Annotated in this window: 15 protein-coding genes; 4 read left to right on the top strand and 11 right to left on the bottom strand. The window is 58.7% G+C overall.

What is annotated here, in order from left to right; translation table 11 throughout:
- Window positions 1-3: 3 nt before the first annotated feature.
- From SK54_RS09815 to dalD, 9 genes are all read right to left on the bottom strand, one after another.
- Window positions 4-864, bottom strand: coding sequence for an ABC transporter ATP-binding protein (locus SK54_RS09815; protein ID WP_023295029.1), 861 nt, complete (start codon window positions 862-864; stop codon window positions 4-6).
- Window positions 836-1,741 carry an ABC transporter permease gene (locus SK54_RS09810; RefSeq protein WP_040117861.1) on the bottom strand — a complete coding sequence of 302 codons (906 nt, stop codon included), beginning with the start codon at window positions 1,739-1,741 and terminating at the stop codon, window positions 836-838. The genes SK54_RS09815 and SK54_RS09810 overlap by 29 nt, the downstream gene beginning before the upstream one ends.
- Window positions 1,738-2,775, bottom strand: a complete 1,038-nt coding sequence (locus SK54_RS09805) for an ABC transporter permease (RefSeq protein WP_017693076.1) — start codon at window positions 2,773-2,775, stop codon at window positions 1,738-1,740. Before SK54_RS09805 ends, SK54_RS09810 begins: the two co-directional genes overlap by 4 nt.
- A complete protein-coding gene (locus SK54_RS09800) occupies window positions 2,772-4,388 on the bottom strand; it encodes an ABC transporter substrate-binding protein (RefSeq protein WP_048247100.1) in 1,617 nt (538 codons plus the stop codon). Before SK54_RS09800 ends, SK54_RS09805 begins: the two co-directional genes overlap by 4 nt.
- Before the next feature lie 33 nt (window positions 4,389-4,421).
- Window positions 4,422-5,576 (bottom strand): mandelate racemase family protein, encoded by a 1,155-nt coding sequence (locus tag SK54_RS09795; RefSeq protein WP_015572356.1) that lies wholly within the window; start codon window positions 5,574-5,576, stop codon window positions 4,422-4,424.
- 297 nt (window positions 5,577-5,873) lie between these two features.
- Window positions 5,874-6,539, bottom strand: a complete 666-nt coding sequence (locus SK54_RS09790; protein ID WP_015572355.1) for an HAD family hydrolase — start codon at window positions 6,537-6,539, stop codon at window positions 5,874-5,876.
- A gap of 44 nt (window positions 6,540-6,583) precedes the next feature.
- Window positions 6,584-7,861 (bottom strand): RbtT/DalT/CsbX family MFS transporter, encoded by a 1,278-nt coding sequence (locus SK54_RS09785; RefSeq protein ID WP_017693074.1) that lies wholly within the window; start codon window positions 7,859-7,861, stop codon window positions 6,584-6,586.
- A 67-nt stretch (window positions 7,862-7,928) separates the two neighbouring features.
- The gene (gene xylB, locus SK54_RS09780) at window positions 7,929-9,392 is read right to left on the bottom strand and encodes a xylulokinase (RefSeq protein ID WP_015572354.1); all 1,464 of its coding nucleotides are present in this window, start codon (window positions 9,390-9,392) and stop codon (window positions 7,929-7,931) included.
- Window positions 9,393-9,401: 9 nt separating this feature from the next.
- Window positions 9,402-10,769, bottom strand: a complete 1,368-nt coding sequence (dalD, locus tag SK54_RS09775; protein ID WP_032104897.1) for a D-arabinitol 4-dehydrogenase — start codon at window positions 10,767-10,769, stop codon at window positions 9,402-9,404.
- A gap of 211 nt (window positions 10,770-10,980) precedes the next feature.
- Between dalD and SK54_RS09770 the strand changes: the two genes are divergently transcribed.
- The gene (locus SK54_RS09770) at window positions 10,981-11,928 is read left to right on the top strand and encodes a sugar-binding transcriptional regulator (protein ID WP_048247099.1); all 948 of its coding nucleotides are present in this window, start codon (window positions 10,981-10,983) and stop codon (window positions 11,926-11,928) included.
- Here SK54_RS09770 and SK54_RS09765 read toward each other — a convergent pair.
- Window positions 11,925-12,956 (bottom strand): LacI family DNA-binding transcriptional regulator, encoded by a 1,032-nt coding sequence (locus SK54_RS09765; RefSeq protein WP_048247098.1) that lies wholly within the window; start codon window positions 12,954-12,956, stop codon window positions 11,925-11,927. The genes SK54_RS09770 and SK54_RS09765 overlap by 4 nt on opposite strands.
- A 162-nt stretch (window positions 12,957-13,118) precedes the next feature.
- Here SK54_RS09765 and SK54_RS09760 point away from each other — a divergent pair, with 162 nt between their 5' ends.
- The 3 genes from SK54_RS09760 (at window position 13,119) to SK54_RS09750 (ending at window position 16,891) form a co-directional block, all read left to right on the top strand.
- Window positions 13,119-13,868, top strand: coding sequence for an SDR family oxidoreductase (locus tag SK54_RS09760; protein ID WP_017693070.1), 750 nt, complete (start codon window positions 13,119-13,121; stop codon window positions 13,866-13,868).
- 11 nt (window positions 13,869-13,879) lie between these two features.
- Window positions 13,880-15,487, top strand: a complete 1,608-nt coding sequence (locus tag SK54_RS09755) for an FGGY-family carbohydrate kinase (RefSeq protein WP_048247096.1) — start codon at window positions 13,880-13,882, stop codon at window positions 15,485-15,487.
- Window positions 15,488-15,583: 96 nt separating this feature from the next.
- Window positions 15,584-16,891 carry an RbtT/DalT/CsbX family MFS transporter gene (locus SK54_RS09750; RefSeq protein WP_023304097.1) on the top strand — a complete coding sequence of 436 codons (1,308 nt, stop codon included), beginning with the start codon at window positions 15,584-15,586 and terminating at the stop codon, window positions 16,889-16,891.
- A 54-nt stretch (window positions 16,892-16,945) separates the two neighbouring features.
- On the opposite strand, the gene fbaB is transcribed toward SK54_RS09750, so the two are convergent.
- Window positions 16,946-17,998: a class I fructose-bisphosphate aldolase gene (gene fbaB, locus SK54_RS09745; protein ID WP_015572352.1), complete on the bottom strand. Its 1,053-nt coding sequence runs from the start codon at window positions 17,996-17,998 to the stop codon at window positions 16,946-16,948.
- Window positions 17,999-18,027 lie beyond the last annotated feature (29 nt).

The raw sequence follows: 18,027 nt of genomic DNA, 5'->3' as shown, positions 1-18,027 counted from the left end.
TCCTTACTCGTTGAGCCAGCTGGCCTGACGCTGTAATACCGGCAGCGTCGGTCGGCGATGGTTGATTTCCGGTAGCGCGCTGATGAGCCCCTGGGTGTAGGGATGCCTGGCGTTGTGCAGATCCTTCGCGGCAATCGACTCCACCACCCGTCCGGCGTACATCACCAGCACCCGGTCGCAGAAGCTGCGCACCAGGTTGATGTCGTGGCTGATAAAGATCAGCCCCAGACCACGGGACTGCACCAGGTCGTCGAGCAGGCCCAGCACCTGCAAACGCACCGACACGTCCAGCGCCGAAGTCGGCTCGTCGGCAATGACCAGCTCCGGATCGGCGATCAGCATCATGGCGATCATGATGCGTTGCCCCTGCCCGCCGGAAATCTCGTGCGGACAGAGGTGATACACCCGCTCCGGCTGGCGAATGCGCACCACGTCGAGCATCTCCAGCACTCTGGCTTTGGCTTCCGCCTTGCGCCCCGGATGATGGGTCAGCCAGGCTTCGGCAATTTGGTCGCCCACGCACACCACCGGGTTAAGGGAGTATTTCGGGTCCTGCATGATCATCGAGATGCGCTTGCCGCGAATGCCGCGCATCTGCGCCTCGCTGACGGCCTGTAAATCGACATCGCCAAACTGCATCCGCGCGGCGCGGATCTGCGCTTTGGCCGGATGCAGGCGTAGCAGCGCCCGCCCGACGGTGGATTTACCGGAACCGGATTCACCGACAATCGCCAGCTTTTCGCGTCCGAGCTGGAAAGAGACGCCGCGCACCGCGTGGGTGACCGCGTCGCCGTTGATAAAATCGACGTGGAGATCGCGCACGTCGAGCATCGGGTTATTCGCTACGAGGATCGAGGATGTCACGCAGGCCATCTCCTAAGAAGTTGAACGCCAGACTGTTGATCAGGATCGCCAGCCCCGGAATAGTCACCACCCACCAGCACTCCATCATGTAGGTACGACCGCTGGAGATCATCGCTCCCCACTCCGGCTCCGGCGGCTGTGCGCCAAGGCCAAGAAAGCCCAGCCCGGCGGCGGTGAGAATGATCCCCGCCATGTTCATGGTGATGCGGATAATCACTGACGGCAGGCACAGCGGGACGATGTGACGCCACAGTACGCGCACCGGGGAAGCACCCTGAAGCCGCACGGCGGAGATAAAATCGGCCTGGCGCAGAGAGAGAGTTTCGGCGCGCGCCAGACGGGCAATCGGCGGCCAGGCGGTGAGCGTAATCGCAATCACCACGTGCTCCAGCCCCGGCCCGAGCGCCGCGACAAACGCCAGCGCCAGCACCAGGCTCGGGAAGGAGATAAAGATATCGGTGACGCGCATCAGCACCGCGTCCACCCTGCCGCCGAAGTAGCCTGCGGTGACGCCCAGCAGCAGCCCCAGCGGGCCAACGGTCACGGAGACCAGCAGCACGATGTAGAGCGTGATGCGCGCGCCGTACACCAGCCGGCTGAAGATGTCCCGGCCAAACTCGTCGGTGCCGAACCAGTGCAGTGCGTTCGGGGCGACCAGCGCGTTATTGAGGTCCTGCACCAGCGGGTTGTACGGCGCGATCAGCGGGGCAAACGCCGCCACAATCAGCAGCAGCAGGATAATCCCGCCGCCGATGGCGGTGAGCGGATTGCGCGCCATCTTGCCGATGAAGCCCGCGGCGCGGCCCAGCGTGCGTCTGATACGCTGGCGGCGTTCGGATGGCCCGGTCCCCAGCGGCGAATCCAGAGAAACGGTCATGATTTCGTCCTCGGGTCAAAGAGTTGATACAGCATGTCGGAGAGCAGGTTCAGCATCACGAAGATGACCCCCACCAGCAGCACGCAGCCCATGACCGCGTTCATATCCCCGAGCAGCAGGCTGCCGGTGAGATACGAACCGAAGCCCGGCCAGGAGAAGACGGTTTCAATCAGCACCGCCCCCTCCAGCAGCGAGCCGTAGGCCAGCGCCACTACCGTCAGGAGCTGCACGAGAATGTTGCGAAACGCGTGATTCCAGATCACCTGACGTTCAGTTAAGCCCTTCACCCGGGCAGTGATAATGAACTCCTGCGACAGCTGCGCCAGCATGAAGCTGCGGGTCATGCGGCTGATATAGGCCAGCGAGTGGAAGCCAAGCAGCGACGCGGGCAAAACCAGATGGTTAATGGCGTTCCAGAACACCGCGCCGTTCCCGGCCAGCAGCGCATCCACCGTCATCAGTCCGGTGCGGCGTGGGACTACCCCCTCCAGTCCGAGATCCAGACGTCCCGCGCCTCCCACCCAGCCAAGCCAGGCGTAGAACAGCAGCAGCCCCATCATCCCGACCCAGAAAATCGGCGTGGAATAACCCGCCAGACTGATGATGCGCACCACGTAGTCGGAAACGCTGTTGCGCCGCGCCGCCGCCAGTACGCCCAGCGGAATGCCCAGACCCGCACCGACGATAATCGCCATCGTCGCCAGCTCGAGCGTCGCCGGGAAGACGCGCAGAATATCGGCAGTTACCGGTTTACCCGTCAGCAGGGCATTGCCCAGATCGCCGTGCAGCAGGTTATTGAGGTAAATACCGAACTGAGCCAGCAGCGACCGGTCGAATCCCAGCTGGTGATAGACCTGCTGATAGGTGCTGTGGTCGGCATCCGGTCCGACAATCGCCAGCACCGGATCGACGGGCATTACGCGGCCGATGAAAAAGGTCAGCAGCAGAAGGCCGAACAGCGTCACCACCACCTGCGTTAACCGCTTTGAGAAGCGCCGGGTCCGTGAGCCGGGCGCGAGAATTGCCACACTCATTTGTCACCTCCGGTTTTGTAGACCTCACGCAGGAAGGTGGTGGCCGACGGGTGCGACTGGAAGTTCTTCACCTCGTTACGCACCACCACCGAATCGACCATCTGTGACAGGGGGATCATCGCCGGGATCAGCGCGTCGTAGCGGACCTGGATCTGCTGGTAGTCGGCGATCTGTTTTTCCGGATCGCGCTCCAGCAGGGCCTTGTCGATCATTTCGTTGAGCGGCTTGTCGTAGAAGCTGGTACGCCAGCCCTGGAAGTTGGTCAGACGGGCTTCATCGCTGTTGTCCGGGTTATAGACCAACGCCCGCAGGCTGGAGTGCGGATGGGGTTCGACGCCGCTACCGCCGCGCCCCACCAGCATGTCGAACTTGCGCTCGCGCATTGCGCCGTAAATCTGGTTCCCGGTGCCGGTGATGATTTTGGCGTTGATGCCCGCCTGCATCAGCGTCGACTGCACGGCGATGGCGATATTGAGGAACGGCTGATCCGCCAGCACCCGCAGGGTGGTGTCAAACCCGTCCGGGTAGCCCGCCTCCGCCAGCAGCTTTCTGGCGCGCGGGATATCGAGCCTATAGCCCGGGTCCGGCAGCGTGGACGGCATACCCGCCTTGATCGGGCGCTGGTGCAGCACGCCGTAGCCCGGCATCAGCGCGCTGTTGATGCCCTGATAGTCAATCAGATAGCGCACCGCTTCGCGCACCTTCGGGTTAGCGAAATGGGCCTCTTTCATGCTCATCGCCACGTAGTAGACCGTGCCTTTCTGCACGGCTTCGACGGTGAGCTGCGGGTCTTTGCGCAGGGCGTTAATGTCCGCCACCGCCATGTTGTTGGCAACGTCGAGGTCGCCTTTCTCAATCATCAGGCGCAGGGTTTGTGACTCCTGGAAATGACGCAGCACCACCCGGCTCATTTTGGGTTCTTCCCGCCAGTATTGCGGGTTGCGCTGCATGCGCAGCACATCCTTCGCCTGCCAGGTTTCCAGCATAAACGGGCCGGAACCCGCTTCGTTGATGGTAAGCCAGCGGTTGCCCCAGTCGTTATTCACCGCGTGCTGCTGCACCGTTTTGCTGTCGAGCACGCCGAGGTTGCCGAGCGCGCCGAGGGAGTAGATCACCAGCTGCGGATCGTTAGGCTTAGGCAGAACAATTTGCACCGTGTAGGCATCGGGGGCGCTGATTTGGCTGTCGATGTTTTGCTTAGAAAATCCATACGACTTCCACACCGAGGCCTGGGCAAGGTTGAGGTGCAGCAGACGGCGCATCGACCAGACCACATCCTCCGCCGTGAGCGGGTTGCCAGAGTGGAATTTAACGTCGTCACGCAGGTGAAAGGTCAGGGTTTTACGGTCCGGCGAAATATCCCAGGACGTCGCCAGCGCGGGCCTGACGTTGGTGAGCGCGTTCGGGTCCAGCTCCACCAGCGAGTCGTAGAGATTGACCACAATGCCGACCACTTCGTTACCGGTCATTGCCGCCGGATCGAGGGTCAGCAGGTTATTCATGTTCATGCCGATGATGAGCTGGTCGGGCGGCGTTTTCGCGTACGCCGCACCGCTCCCCATCATCAGCGAGAGCGCGAGCAAGCACGCCCCGGCTAAGGGAGATCGTTTCATGTATATATCGCCTGTAGGGTACGTTTTTATCTGTCAGTCGTGGCTGACGGTATTGGCTTCGATATATGCAAAATTAATGTCTTCGCCCAGTCCCGGGCGGGTCGGCAGACTGACCATGCCGTTTTCGTCCATCGGGTCCACCAGGCTGTTGAGGTACGCCGCCGGTTGGTCGTAGTCGAGGAACGGGTGCAGCAGGCCGCGCTCGTACCAGCGGCAGTTTTTGATGGCGCCAATCACCGCCAGGCTGGCCGCGCCGTTGCCGTGTATTTCGCAGTCCATGCCAAAAGATTCCGCCAGGTTCGCCACCTTCAGCGTTGGGGAAATGCCGCCCACGCCGTTCGACCCTGCGCGCAGGATGTCGCAGGCCCCGGCTTTGATCCAGTCAGCACGGCTGTGGTGCTTTCCGCCCAGGCTTTCCGGCCCGATAACCGGAATCGAGAGGTTCTCCGCCAGCCACGCGTAGGAGGCCATGCTCTCCTCTTCCATCGGCTCTTCAAACCAGGCGAAGTCAAGCTTTTCCAGCGCTTTGCCGATGTACAGCGCCTCGGTACGGCTGTACCAGTGGTAGCCGTCAATCATCAGGTCAATGTCCGGGCCAACCGCTTCACGCACGGCGGCACAGGCTTTGACGTCCATCTTTGGATTGGGGGCGAAAGAGACCGGCGGCATCCAGGTGTGCAGCTTGATGGCCTTGTAACCGCGCGCCACCAGCTTTTCGGCAAAGCTGGCGTACTCCTCCGGCGTGGATAATCCGCCCGGCAGATCGTCGCCGCACATGGTGCTGCCATAGGCCGGCACCTTATCGCGATAGCCGCCAAGCAGTTTCCAGACCGGCAGGTTGAGCTTACGGCCAATCAGATCCCACAGCGCCTGTTCAACGAAGCCCAGCGCACGCTCGGTCAGCTGATGCGCGCTTCCCCGCTGCCAGTGTGCCAGATCCTGCCAGATGCGTTCCCGGTTGAATGCGTCCTGCCCCACCAGCACTTTGCGAAAGAAGGTATTGACCACAAAGGGGCGCACCACTTCCGGCGGCGCGAACGAATATCCGCGGGTGCCCTCTTCTGCCGTGATGGTCAGCATTGCCATTTTGGCCATGCTCTCCGGCCCAGGATGCGAATGCCCCGCGGCGTCAGAGACCCGACGCGTCGGGTACTGAAAAACGGTGACGTTTACAGATTCAATTTTCATTATCGGTCCTTAAGTCCGGCGATAAGCCCAGAAGCAGAAAATGACAAAGGGGTTTTATGATTTTAAAAATGCGTTTCAGTATGTAATTTAAGCATAAAAAATCAGCACGTCCTCGGACAAAACGCGTTAAGGAGAGGCTATTTTTTGGGCATATGCACAGTCGGACGTGACAATTTTCACAAAAGCGCGGGGAAATGTGAGGTTGATCGGGAGACGTTATTTGAAGGTAAGCGCAGAAGCAGGAATATGCTGACCGGCAACAACCCGCGGAAACTTCTGCGCTTACAAATCAGTCAACTAACCCGCTTCCGGGGCTGGAACGGCAAGCGTTTCCAGCAGCGCATGCATAGACGCATACCGGCCACTGGCATTGTTAAAGCTGGCATGATGGCACGCTGGCGAGACGATGAGGGTTTTGAGCCCCGCACTAAGGGCGGCACGGTAGCCGCTCTGGCTGTCCTCAATCACTATGCACTGCGAGGCCGTCAGGCCTAATTTTCGCAGCGCCGAGAGATAGACGGCAGGGTGCGGTTTTCCGTAGCGTTCATCGTCGGCGCTGCAAATGACCTCAAAATAGTGACCCATCCTGAGTTTCTTAAGCACCGCATGCACGATTTCATGCGACGAAGAGGTGGCAAGTGCAATCCGGTAACCTGCCTCACGAAAATACGACATCACGTCGTAGATGCCCTCTATCGCTTTGCCTTCCCGGCCAATCAGTTCGATGATGCGCAGACGAATGGCTGCTTCAATCATTTCAGGATCGGCCTCAAGTTTGCAGTATTCGCACCAGGTCCGGGCAATCTCATCCAGCCGCTTGCCTTTCGTCAGTGACTCACACTCTTCGTCGCTGACCTCAGCACGCCAGCCTGCCAGAGCTGCTTTTTGCGCCTGACGCCACAGGCCTTCGGAGTCAATGATGACGCCATCCATGTCAAAAATTACCGCCTTAACATCCATCATACGTCTCCGTGAATGGCCCGACGCTGCCGTCAGGCCTTAATAAATTACGAAATTCCGACCGTTTCACCCTTGCAGGTTTCCTGACGAACAAACCCAGGCTGTTCAACCCGAATAAACGGACACAGGATAAAGGCCACGACATACAGCGCCGTGTAGGCAATGACCACGCCGAGCGTGCTGAACCAGGGCAGCAGCACCACGGCAATCGCCGGCGCAAGGAAGTTAGACAGGCCGGCTGACAGGTTATACACCGAAATCGCCGCCCCCTTGTGCCGCGGCTCCAGCGCCGGGAACACCGCCGCCATCGGTACGAAGGCCGCCACAAAAATCCCCAGCGCGATAGCCGGCACCAGTGCCATGGCAAAGTTATGCCCGAAGTGCTGCGGAATGTAGTAAAACGCCAGGCTCGAAAGCGCCATCCCGATGCAGCCAAACCAGCGCACCACCCGCATCCAGCCCATTTTTTCCGCCACCACGCCCCAGAAGACGTTCGAGAAGATGGTGGTGAAGAAGAATACTGCCCAGACCTGAAGCCACTCGGAGGTGGTGAAGCCCAGTTCGTCAACAAACATCATCGGCATGATGACGGCAAACCCGAACAGGGAGAGGGTGTTGATGATACGCACCATGCTGGAGAGCAGAATACTGCGGTTGGTGTAGAGCAGCGTCGCCGCACGGCCCAGCTCGGCGAATTTTTCCCGGGTGGAGAGAGTCTGCATATGCCGTGGCGTTTCCACCTTACGCATAGAGACCAGCGCAATGATCCCGCCGGTTACGCAAAACGCCAGTGCCAGCCACAGGGTGCCCATCTCCCCGATGTGCGGAATGGTAAAGCTAGGAATGTAGCTGCCGAACACGCCGATGCCGATAGAGTAAACCGCCCAGAACCAGCCCAGCGCCGCGCTGGTACTGTCACTGCGAACGTTATGCACAATGGCGACGATAAAGGCATAGAGGAACAGCGGATAGGCCAAGCCGCGGATCCCGTAGAACAGCAGAATTAATGCGTAATTTGCCTGACCCAGACCAAAAACGAGAAACAGGACGTGGAAAACGCACCACAGGACGAAGCCAATCAGCATGGTTTTTTGCGGGGTGATGATTTCAGCCACCACGCCGGAAATCCATGCGGAGAGCGCCGCCGCGAGACCGTAAAGCGTGAAGGCGAAAGAGGCTTCAGCAGGCGTGAAGCCCAGCGCCTTAATATAGTGCGACAGGAATGCCAGCTCGAAACCATCGCCCGTCATAAAGACCGCGATAGCGATATACCCCCAGACCAGACTCAGGGGTAATCCCAGCCATTGTTTGTTATTTAACGACATATTGACCTCGTTTTTAGGGTACAGGGAACCGCTCCGGCAGCATCGCCGGAGGGTCTTTGCCACAGAATTATGGGTTTCGGTAGTTCAGGTCGTTTTGGTAAAGCGCGTTAAACTGCTGGTAACGCGTCATCAGCGCACGGTGGCGCGCCGGATCGCTGCGCCAGGTTTTATAGACTTCAGGTTTTTCGCACACGGAAGCCAGCGGCTTACCGGCTGCGAGACAGGCCAGCCGTGCAGCCCCCAGCGCACCGCCGGTTTCGCCGCCCTTATGCGTCACCACCGGCATCGCCAGAATATCGGCCAGCAGCTGGGCCCAGAAGGGGCTCCGCGCCCCGCCGCCGACGAGGGAGCACTGTTCAATCTGCGTGCCGCTCTCCTGCAACACGCGAAGGCCATCGGCAATACCGAAGCTGACGCCTTCCAGCACCGCATACCCCATCAGCGCACGCTGGCTGGAGTGCGTTAGCCCCCAGAACATGCCCCGTGCACAGGGATCGTTATGCGGCGTACGTTCCCCGGAAAGGTAGGGCAGGAACATCGGCGCGCTCGCTTTCTCCGCATCGCTTAGCTGGGCGATCTCCTCAAGCAATGCCAGCTCCGTGACGCCCACCAGACGGCAAAACCACTGTAGACAACTGGCGGCGCTTAACATCACGCTCATCTGATGCCACAGGTTTGGCAGCACGTGACAGAACGCGTGCACGGCAGACTGGGGCGCCGGACGGTAGGCATCCGTGACCACAAACAGCACGCCGGAGGTTCCCAGCGAAATAAACGCATCGCCCGGCGAAACGGCCCCAACCCCTATCGCGCTGACGGCGTTATCTCCCCCGCCGCCGGCAACGATAACCGAGGGGTTCAGACCCCACCGCTGCGCTACCGCAGGTTCGAGTAGCGCCGAGACCTCACACCCTTCCACCAGCGCAGGCATGGCGGCACGCGACAGCCCACATTTTTCCAGCAGTGCATCCGACCAGTCTCGTTTTCCCACATCCAGCCACAGCGTCCCTGCCGAGTCCGACATATCAGAGATTTTTTTTCCGGTCATTTTGAAGCGCAGATAATCCTTCGGCAGCAGCACGGTGGCGAGACGGCTGAAGTTCTGCGGCTCATGACGGCGCACCCAGAGCAGCTTTGGTGCCGTAAACCCCGGCATTGCCAGGTTCCCCGCCACCTGGTGCAGCTCGGGCGCCATCTCTTCCAGCTCTGCGCACTCCTGCGCGCAGCGGGTGTCATTCCACAGGATGGCCGGACGCAGGGGTTCACCCGCGGCATCCAGCAGTACCGCACCGTGCATCTGTCCGGAAAGGCCAATGGCTTTTATCGCCTGCCAGTGGTGGCCGCACTTCTCCCGGAGGGTGGCAATCAGGTATTCGGTTGCCTCCCACCAGGCTTCCGGCGATTGTTCAGACCAGTGCGGCTTCGGACGCTGTATCGTCAGCGGCGCGCTATGGGTGGCGACAACGCCGTTGTTTTCGTCAATGACCAGCGCCTTTACTTCTGATGTGCCAAGATCGATGCCCAGATACATACCCACCTCTCACTTAATCAGCGCGTAGACGTCAGCGATTTTTTCACGCAGAAGCGCGGCAAAATCTTCCCGGCCGGTCAGATCGCCAAACAGGGCGGTATCGCTGGCATATCGGGCTATCGGATCGTCCGATTCGAACATCGCATGTACCGCAGAGGCGTTGAGGATACCGTCCTGGTATTCATATGGCAGCTTGCCGTGATGCCACTGCTCCATATAGACGTAGAACAGCGCAGGCAGCATAGCGGTAGCGTCAGGACGTACGCCGCGCTGGTAACATTCACGCAGCGTTGGGGCTATCATCGCCGGGATCTTCGAGAACCCGTCGGCCGCGACGCGCTGGTTGGTGTCCTGAATCCAGGGGTTGGTAAAACGCTTAAGCACCACGTCGCGGTAGGCTGGCAGATCGATGCCATTATCTCCCAGGCAGGGAATGACATCTTCCGTCACGTAGCGGTCGGCAATCTTGTAGATAAATTCTGTCAGCGTGCTTTCATGGATATACTGCTGCCCGACCAGAGTACCCGCCCAGGCGATACAGCTATGGGAGGCATTGAGGATGCGGATCTTCGCCTCTTCATAAGGGATGACGGATCCCACCAGCTCCACGCCCACCGTTTCCAGCGCGGGACGAACGTCGCGGAAATTGTCTTCAACCACCCACTGAATAAAGCGTTCCCCCATAACCGGGGCGTTATCGTCTATGCCCGTCCGGGCCTTAATGCGCGCCGGGAGATCGGCCGCCGGACGCGGTGTGATGCGATCCACCATGGTATTCGGACAGGTCGCATTAGCGCTCAGCCAGTCGATGACCCTCTGTTTGCCGCTGAGGGTTAAGAATTCAATCAACCCGTCGTGGAAGCGCTCGCCGTTATGCCGCACGTTGTCACAGTTAAGCAAGGTTACCGGACCCGCTCCGTTCGCCATACGCGCTTCGAGGATGCGGGCAATTGTCCCGTAGATGGTTTTACAGCCGCCCTTAATATCGCTCGCCAGATCGGCATTGGCCACATCCAGCCTGTGGCTGGTATCCAGATAGTAGCCCCCCTCCGTCACGGTAAACGCGATGACCCGAGTCTGCGGGTTCGCCCCTTCGGCAATCAGCGGCTGCAAATCCGCCTGCCACGGGATCAGCGTCTGAATCGAGGCGATCTCTTCATAGTCTCTCTCGCCTTCCGGGCTGACGGTCTCCAGTACATATCGCCCCTTCTGCGCGGCCAGCGCCTGCACCACATGTTCAGCATCGTTGCGTATGTTGCCCGCAGCGATGTGCCAGCGCGTATCGCCGCCGGCAATCAGGCGGTGCAGATACCACGCCTGATGCGCACGATGAAAAGACCCCAGCCCAATATGTAGCCATGTGTATTTCTCGGTCATTGTTCTGTTCTCCAGTGAGGTTATGGCTGAACTGTAGATGATCATTTGATTAAAATAAGAGCTACAGATCACAAAAGAACAAATGACCATTCAAATAACAAATGACCAATAAAGAGCAAACCGCTTGCCTCAGCGCGGAGCACCCGCCAGAATGACAGACAATTGTTGTGGGTGTTGACCGCCCTCAACCCCACTCTTGAGGCAGGGAAACGTGAGCAAAGAAGATGACATCAGGCTCGATCAAAAAGTGCGGGCGGCATGGATGTATTACATCGCCGGGCTTAATCAAAGCGAAATTGCCAGCCAGCTCGGCACATCAAGACCGGTGGTGCAGCGGCTGATTGCCGCCGCGAAAGAGGAAGGCATTGTCTCGATTGGGCTTCATCACCCTGTCGCTAACTGCCTCGATTATGCGCAACTTCTCGCGGAAAAATATCACCTGACCCACTGCAACATTGTGCCCGTCTACCGCAATGAAAGCGCGCTGGATAGCGTGACGTTTGGCTGTTATCAGCTGATGGCCCGCTACCTGCAAGGTGATAAACCCACGGTTGTCGGAATTGGCTCCGGACTGACGCTAAAAAAAACCATCAAGCGTATCGATTTTGACAGCCACAACACCCGCTGTGTCGCCCTGATCAGCGCCATGAACGAGCACGGGCAATGTAACTATTACGATGATGTGCCGTTGCTGCTGGCGCGTAAAATTCAGGGAAAATATTACCAGTGGCCGGCGCCGCGCTATGCTCAGTCCAGCGAGGAGCATGAGATGTGGTGCTCAAACCGCCTGTTCCGTAACGTCTGCGCCGTGGCGGATGCAGCCGATGTGATTTTTGTCGGCATCGGGGCGCTGGGCAGGCAGAGCCCTATCTTCAAAGACGGGTTTATCGATGAGGCACAGCTGGAAGAGCTGACCCAGCGCGGTGGCGTTGGCGAAATACTCGGACGCTTTATCGATGCCGACGGCAAGGTCATCGACAGCCAGATTAATTGCTTTATTACCAGCTACGATATTCGCCAGAGCCAGTGTCCACGTATTGCGGCCGCCTGCGGCGAGGATAAACGCCCGGCGATCCTTGCCGCCCTCAAAGGCGGCTGGGTAAACGGTCTGGTGACGGATGAACAGACCGCGCGCTGGCTGCTGACGCGTCAGGGCTAGGCCGTGACGCTCTGGCTGCCAATCAGTTCCGGTGGGATCTCAATACGCCTGACCGAGGTATCACCGGAATCGAGAATTTCAAATACCTTCTCCAGCATCGCCGGGACGTCCTGGCGCACCATGTCGATATCATGTCCCAGCAGAGAGACAAATGGGTCCCAGTCAAAACAACCCATCGGCGGCTGATTTTGGCCGGTCTGCCCGTATTGGGCCAGCCAACGTACCACCCCCTCCAGCGAAATGGTCGAATTGACAAACAGCCCCTTTAGCGCCGTCGATGGCGACGGGAAGGTGGCTCTGAGCTGCTCCTCCACGCGCGATGACGAGTACCCGGTGACCAGCAGCTGCTGTTCCGGAACGGTCAGCCCATGGGCCTGATGGGCATCAAGGAACCCGCGCAGGCGCTCTGTGGTGTTGTTATCACTCCGGCGTCCGCCAACGAAGGTCAGCGGAGCCAGCGAACCAAACCGTTTAAAGCTGCTGGCGAGGATCCGCTCTGTCAGCATCTTCGCGCCGCCGTAGTTATCCGAAATGATAGAGGGCGCCAGGGTACCCGGCAGATCAAGATTTAGCGTAGGTACGCCCGCCTGATGACAGAGTTCAGCAATTTTGTCCGGGTGTGTCGCCCCCGTGGCAATGACCCAGTCAACCTGCCAGGAGAGCATGGCACGGGCGGCATCCAGCTCGAGTTCCGGCTGTCGGCGTGTGCAGGTAATAATCGGCAACAGCCCTCTGGCACGCGCCATCTCTTCGAATTTTTCCGCTATAGAGCCGAAATAGCGGTTGTCATATTTCGGCACAATCATGCCGATAACGTTCGATTTCTTGCTGCGCAGCAGGCTTGCCTGACGGTTAACCGCGTAGCCCTGCTCTTGTGCAATGCGGGTTACCTTCTCTGCCAGGCTGGCGCTGATGCGGCGTTTCTTCCAGTTGCCATTCAAAATAGCACTCACCGCGCTGGCAGAAACGCCGGTGAGTTCCGCCAGATCGTAAATGGTCGTTTTCTTCGTTTTCTCAACGCGCGTCACAAAATCGCCTCTTCATTTTGAATGTCTCTTGCTGGAGAAATAAGCAAGTGCTAGATCTGCTTCATCGATTGAGCAGTTTGCTTCACGCGTCAGTCAGAACCCCCGTTCTTCACGCGAAAGCAGACACACCCTAAAAATCATCTCTGCATAAAGGATTATAAAATGAATCACTCTGTCCCCTCCATGAATAGTTCCCTTCAGGGCAAAGTCGCTGCTATCACTGGCGCCGCCTCAGGTATTGGCCTGGAGTGTGCAAAAACGCTGCTCGGCGCTGGCGCTAAGGTGGTGTTAATCGACCGGGAAGGCGAAAAGCTTCAGCGCCTTGTCGCCGAGCTGGGCGAGAACGCGTTTGCCCTGCAAATCGATCTGTTCAAACCCGAGCAAGTCGACGCGATGCTGAGCGACATTGTCGGCCTCGCCGGCGGCCTGGATATTTTTCACGCCAATGCAGGCGCCTACATCGGCGGGCCGGTTGCTGAAGGCGACCCGGACGTCTGGGATCGCGTACTGAACCTGAATATCAACGCCGCCTTCCGCTGCGTTCGCGCCGTACTGCCGCATATGATTGCGCAGAAGTCAGGCGATATTATCTTCACCAGCTCCATTGCGGGCGTGGTGCCGGTTATCTGGGAGCCGATCTACACCGCGTCCAAATTTGCCGTTCAGGCGTTCGTGCATACCACCCGTCGTCAGGTCGCGGAACATGGCGTACGCGTCGGAGCCGTTCTGCCTGGGCCGGTAGTGACGGCTCTGCTCGACGACTGGCCGCAGGCCAAAATGGATGAAGCGCTGGCAAACGGCAGCCTGATGCAGCCGATTGAAGTCGCAGAATCGGTGTTGTTCATGGTGACCCGTTCGAAGAACGTTACCGTCCGGGATCTGGTGATTCTGCCTAACAGCGTCGATCTTTAAGGGCCGTAAGGATGAAGAGTACACCAGAAACCGTTATCGGCGTAGACGTCGGCTCCGGCAGCGTTCGCGCGGGCATTTTCGATCTCAGCGGCAGGCTGCTTTCCCACGCGACGCAGAAAATTGCCACCGTGCACCGCAGCGGAAGCCGCGTGGAGCAGTCCAGCGCCGAGATCTGGCAGGCCGTTTGCCGCTGCATCCGCGAGGCGCTGGCGCGCTCCGGGACGACTCCGCAGAGCGTTGCCGGCATCGGGTTTGACGCCACCTGCTCGCTGGTGGTGTTGGACAACAATGGCGAACCGCTGGCGGTCAGCCCTGACGGTGAAGCGGAAAACAATATCATCGTCTGGATGGATCACCGTGCGACAGACCAGGCGGAGCGCATCAACGCCACCCATCATCCGGTGCTGGACTACGTTGGCGGGAAAATATCGCCCGAAATGGAGACGCCCAAGCTGCTGTGGCTGAAAGAAAACCACCGAGAGGTCTACGATCGCGCCTGGCAATTTTTCGATTTGGCCGATTTCCTGACCTGGCGCGCGACCGGCGATGTCACCCGTTCCATCTGTACCGTAACCTGTAAATGGACGTGGCTGGCCCATGAGAATCGCTGGGACCCGGACTATTTCCGCACCGTTGGCCTGGACGAGCTGGCCGGAGAAGATTTTGTCCGCATAGGGCAGCATATTGCCGCCCCCGGCACCCCTTGCGGCGAGGGCTTAACGGAGCAGGCCGCGCGTGAGATGGGCTTGCTGCCAGGCACGCCGGTGGCGGTAGGGTTAATTGATGCCCACGCTGGCGGCATCGGGACGTTGGGCGTTGGCGGCGGCGCGCTGAACAATCTTGCGTATGTCTTTGGCACCTCATCGTGCACCATGACCAGCGCCGAGAGCGCCGTTTTTGTGCCCGGCGTTTGGGGGCCTTATTTTAGCGCGATGGTACCTGGACTGTGGCTGATTGAGGGCGGACAAAGCGCCGCGGGTGCCGCTATCGATCGGTTATTAAGTTTCCATCCTGCCGCACCGCAAGCGCGCCAGCTGGCACAGGAGTCAGACCTGCCGCTGCCGGTTTACCTGGCGGACAGGCTTTTACAGACCTTCGCCACCGCCTCAGAGGCGGTGAACCTGGCAGCAGGACTGCACGTGGTACCCGAATTTCTGGGTAACCGCGCGCCCTTTGCCGATCCCCATGCGCGGGCCACGATCTGCGGGCTGGGCATGGAGAACGATATCAATAACCTGATCGCACTGTATGTGGCCGGTCTGTGTGGTATCGGTTACGGTTTGCGACAAATCATTGACGCCCAGCGTGAATGCGGCGTACAGACCGAAAATATCGTTATCAGCGGCGGCGCGGGCCAGCACCCTTTCGTTCGCCAGCTGCTGGCAGATACCTGCGGGCTGCCGGTGTTAGCGACCCAATGCAGCGAACCGGTATTACTGGGTTCGGCCATTCTCGGGGCGGTGGCGGGAAATATAGCGCCTTCAGTGACCGATGCCATGAAACAATTTACCCACGTGGATAAATATTTCTATCCGCAAGCGAACTTTCAGTCCCTTCATCTGCGTCGATACGAGGCTTATAAGCAGTTACAACAAACTGCGACAGTAATCAGAGAATAAATACACGTCAGTATATTTAGAGAAAAAGACAATAAGAAAACTCACGCCGGAATATTTCCGGTGTGGGCTTACCTGTACGCTACAAACGAGGTCAATATGTCCGAAATAAATAAACAGTGGCTGGGATTGCCGCTGAACCTGCTATGGGGATATCTGGCGATCGCGGTCTTTATGACGGGTGACGGTTTCGAGCTGGCATTCCTGTCGCACTATATTAAATCACTGGGCTTCACGCCTGCTGAAGCCTCTTTCGCCTTCACGCTTTACGGTCTCGCGGCGGCGCTCTCCGCGTGGATCTCCGGCGTGGTGGCTGAAATCATCACCCCGCAAAAAACCATGCTGATTGGCTTCGTCCTGTGGTGCGTTTTCCACGTCCTGTTTCTCGTTTTTGGTCTGGGTCAGGCAAATTACGCATTAATTCTGCTGTTCTATGGGATCCGCGGTCTGGCCTACCCGTTATTTTTGTACGCCTTCATCGTGGTCATTATTCATAATGTGCGTAGCGATAAATCCAGCTCGGCGCTGGGCTGGTACTGGGCGGTTTATTCCGTAGGTATTGGCGTGGCGGGCAGTTATATTCCGAGCTTTACCATTCCGCACATCGGGGAGATGGGCACCCTGTGGCTGGCACTGGCGTTTTGTCTGGCGGGGGGAGTCATCGCCATGGTATCCCTGCGCAGCGTCAAAACCCCAACGCACATGCATAATCTCTCCACCCGGGAAAAATTCGCCGAGCTGGGCCGTGCGGCGACGCTGCTCTACACCAACCGCAGTATTCTGCTCTCCAGCATGGTGCGTATCATCAACACCCTCTCCCTGTTCGGGTTTGCCGTCATCATGCCGATGATGTTTGTTGACGAACTGGGCTTCACCACCTCCGAGTGGCTTCAGGTCTGGGCGGTATTCTTCTTCACCACCATCTTCTCGAACGTCTTCTGGGGCGTGGTGGCGGAAAAAATGGGCTGGATGCGGGTGGTGCGCTGGTTTGGCTGCATCGGGATGGCGCTCTCGAGCCTGGCGTTTTACTACATTCCGCAGCACTTCGGGCATAACTTTGCCATGGCACTGGTGCCGGCCATCGCGCTGGGGATTTTTGTGGCGGCCTTCGTACCGATGGCGGCGGTGTTCCCGGCGCTGGAGCCGCGGCACAAGGGGGCGGCGATTTCGGTGTATAACCTGTCAGCCGGTCTGTCAAACTTCCTTGCGCCGGCGATTGCCGTGGTGCTGCTGCCCTGGTTCAGCACGCTCGGCGTGGTCATCGCCTATACGGTGCTTTATCTGCTGGCTTTTGTTCTGTGTGCCTTTATCCGCGTCACGCAGCCGGGCTTAGAAAAAGCAAATAGCAGCAAGAGAGGGATGGCGGGTCTGCTGAATACTCCTCATCCTGAAACGCTGAAGGAGTAAGCGAGAGAACTTTCCTGCCGGGTCACGCTTATCCCGGCAGGAAGATGCGTGCGATTAGGCAATCGTCACTTTATTGTCCAGATAGACATCCTGAACCGCATTAATCAGCTTCACGCCGTCGGCCATGGATTTTTTAAACGCTTTGCGGCCCAGGATCAGCCCCATTCCGCCGGCGCGTTTGTTAATCACCGCCGTGCGCACCGCGTCGGTCAGATCGGTTTCACCGCCTGCTGCACCGCCGGAGTTAATCAGCCCGGCGCGGCCCATGTAGCAGTTAGCCAGCTGGTAGCGCACCAGATCGATAGGGTTGTCGCTGGTCAGCTTGCTGTAGACGCGGTCGTCGGTATAGCCAAAGTTCACCGCTTTATACCCGCCGTTATTCTCGGCCATTTTCTGTTTCACGATGTCCGCGCCGATGGTTGCCGCCAGGTGATTTGCCTGACCGGTCAGATCCGCTGATACGTGGTAATCCACGCCGTCTTTCTTAAACGCGTTGTTACGCAGATAGGCCCACAATACGGTCACCATCCCCAGCTCGTGCGCGCGCTCAAACGCGGCAGAGATCTCTTCTATCTGCCGACGCGACTGCTCAGAGCCAAAATAGATAGTCGCCCCGACCGCTACCGCACCCATGTTGAACGCCTGTTCGACGCTGGCGTACAGTGTCTGGTCGTATTCGGTTGGGTAGCTCAGGGTTTCGTTGTGATTCAGCTTGACGAGGAACGGAATGCGGTGAGCATAGCGGCGGGAAACGGAGGCCAGCACGCCATAGGTCGATGCCACACAGTTACAGCCCGCTTCAATCGCCAGCTCGACAATGTTTTTCGGGTCAAAGTAGAGCGGGTTAGCAGCAAACGACGCTCCCGCCGAGTGCTCTACGCCCTGGTCAACGGGCAGAATGGAGAGATACCCGGTCCCGCCCAGACGACCGGTATTGTAAAGCGTCTGCATGTTTCGCAGTACGGCAGGCGGACGGTTGTTGTCGACCATGACGCGGTCTACGTAATCATGGCCAGGCAGATAAAGCTGATCGGCTGGAATGGTCATACAACGATGCTGTAAAAGGCTGTCGGCGTCTTTGCCAAGCAGTTGCGCAATATCAGTCATAGTGATGCTCCCGTAAGTCCGACATGATG

The organism is Enterobacter sp. MGH120 (genome assembly GCF_001037725.1).
In the GTDB taxonomy this organism is placed as follows: Bacteria; Pseudomonadota; Gammaproteobacteria; order Enterobacterales; family Enterobacteriaceae; genus Enterobacter; species Enterobacter hormaechei_C.
Note: the sequence above shows the minus strand (reverse complement) of the source record. Positions and strands in the feature narration are given on the sequence as shown.

Coding starts and splice junctions, on each gene's coding strand:
- SK54_RS09810 (WP_040117861.1), bottom strand. CDS start 1,741: ATGACCGTTTCTCTGGATTCGCCGCTGGGGACCGGGCCATCCGAACGC.
- SK54_RS09805 (WP_017693076.1), bottom strand. CDS start 2,775: ATGAGTGTGGCAATTCTCGCGCCCGGCTCACGGACCCGGCGCTTCTCA.
- SK54_RS09800 (WP_048247100.1), bottom strand. CDS start 4,388: ATGAAACGATCTCCCTTAGCCGGGGCGTGCTTGCTCGCGCTCTCGCTG.
- SK54_RS09795 (WP_015572356.1), bottom strand. CDS start 5,576: ATGAAAATTGAATCTGTAAACGTCACCGTTTTTCAGTACCCGACGCGT.
- SK54_RS09790 (WP_015572355.1), bottom strand. CDS start 6,539: ATGATGGATGTTAAGGCGGTAATTTTTGACATGGATGGCGTCATCATT.
- SK54_RS09785 (WP_017693074.1), bottom strand. CDS start 7,861: ATGTCGTTAAATAACAAACAATGGCTGGGATTACCCCTGAGTCTGGTC.
- xylB (WP_015572354.1), bottom strand. CDS start 9,392: ATGTATCTGGGCATCGATCTTGGCACATCAGAAGTAAAGGCGCTGGTC.
- dalD (WP_032104897.1), bottom strand. CDS start 10,769: ATGACCGAGAAATACACATGGCTACATATTGGGCTGGGGTCTTTTCAT.
- SK54_RS09760 (WP_017693070.1), top strand. CDS start 13,119: ATGAATCACTCTGTCCCCTCCATGAATAGTTCCCTTCAGGGCAAAGTC.
- SK54_RS09755 (WP_048247096.1), top strand. CDS start 13,880: ATGAAGAGTACACCAGAAACCGTTATCGGCGTAGACGTCGGCTCCGGC.
- SK54_RS09750 (WP_023304097.1), top strand. CDS start 15,584: ATGTCCGAAATAAATAAACAGTGGCTGGGATTGCCGCTGAACCTGCTA.
- fbaB (WP_015572352.1), bottom strand. CDS start 17,998: ATGACTGATATTGCGCAACTGCTTGGCAAAGACGCCGACAGCCTTTTA.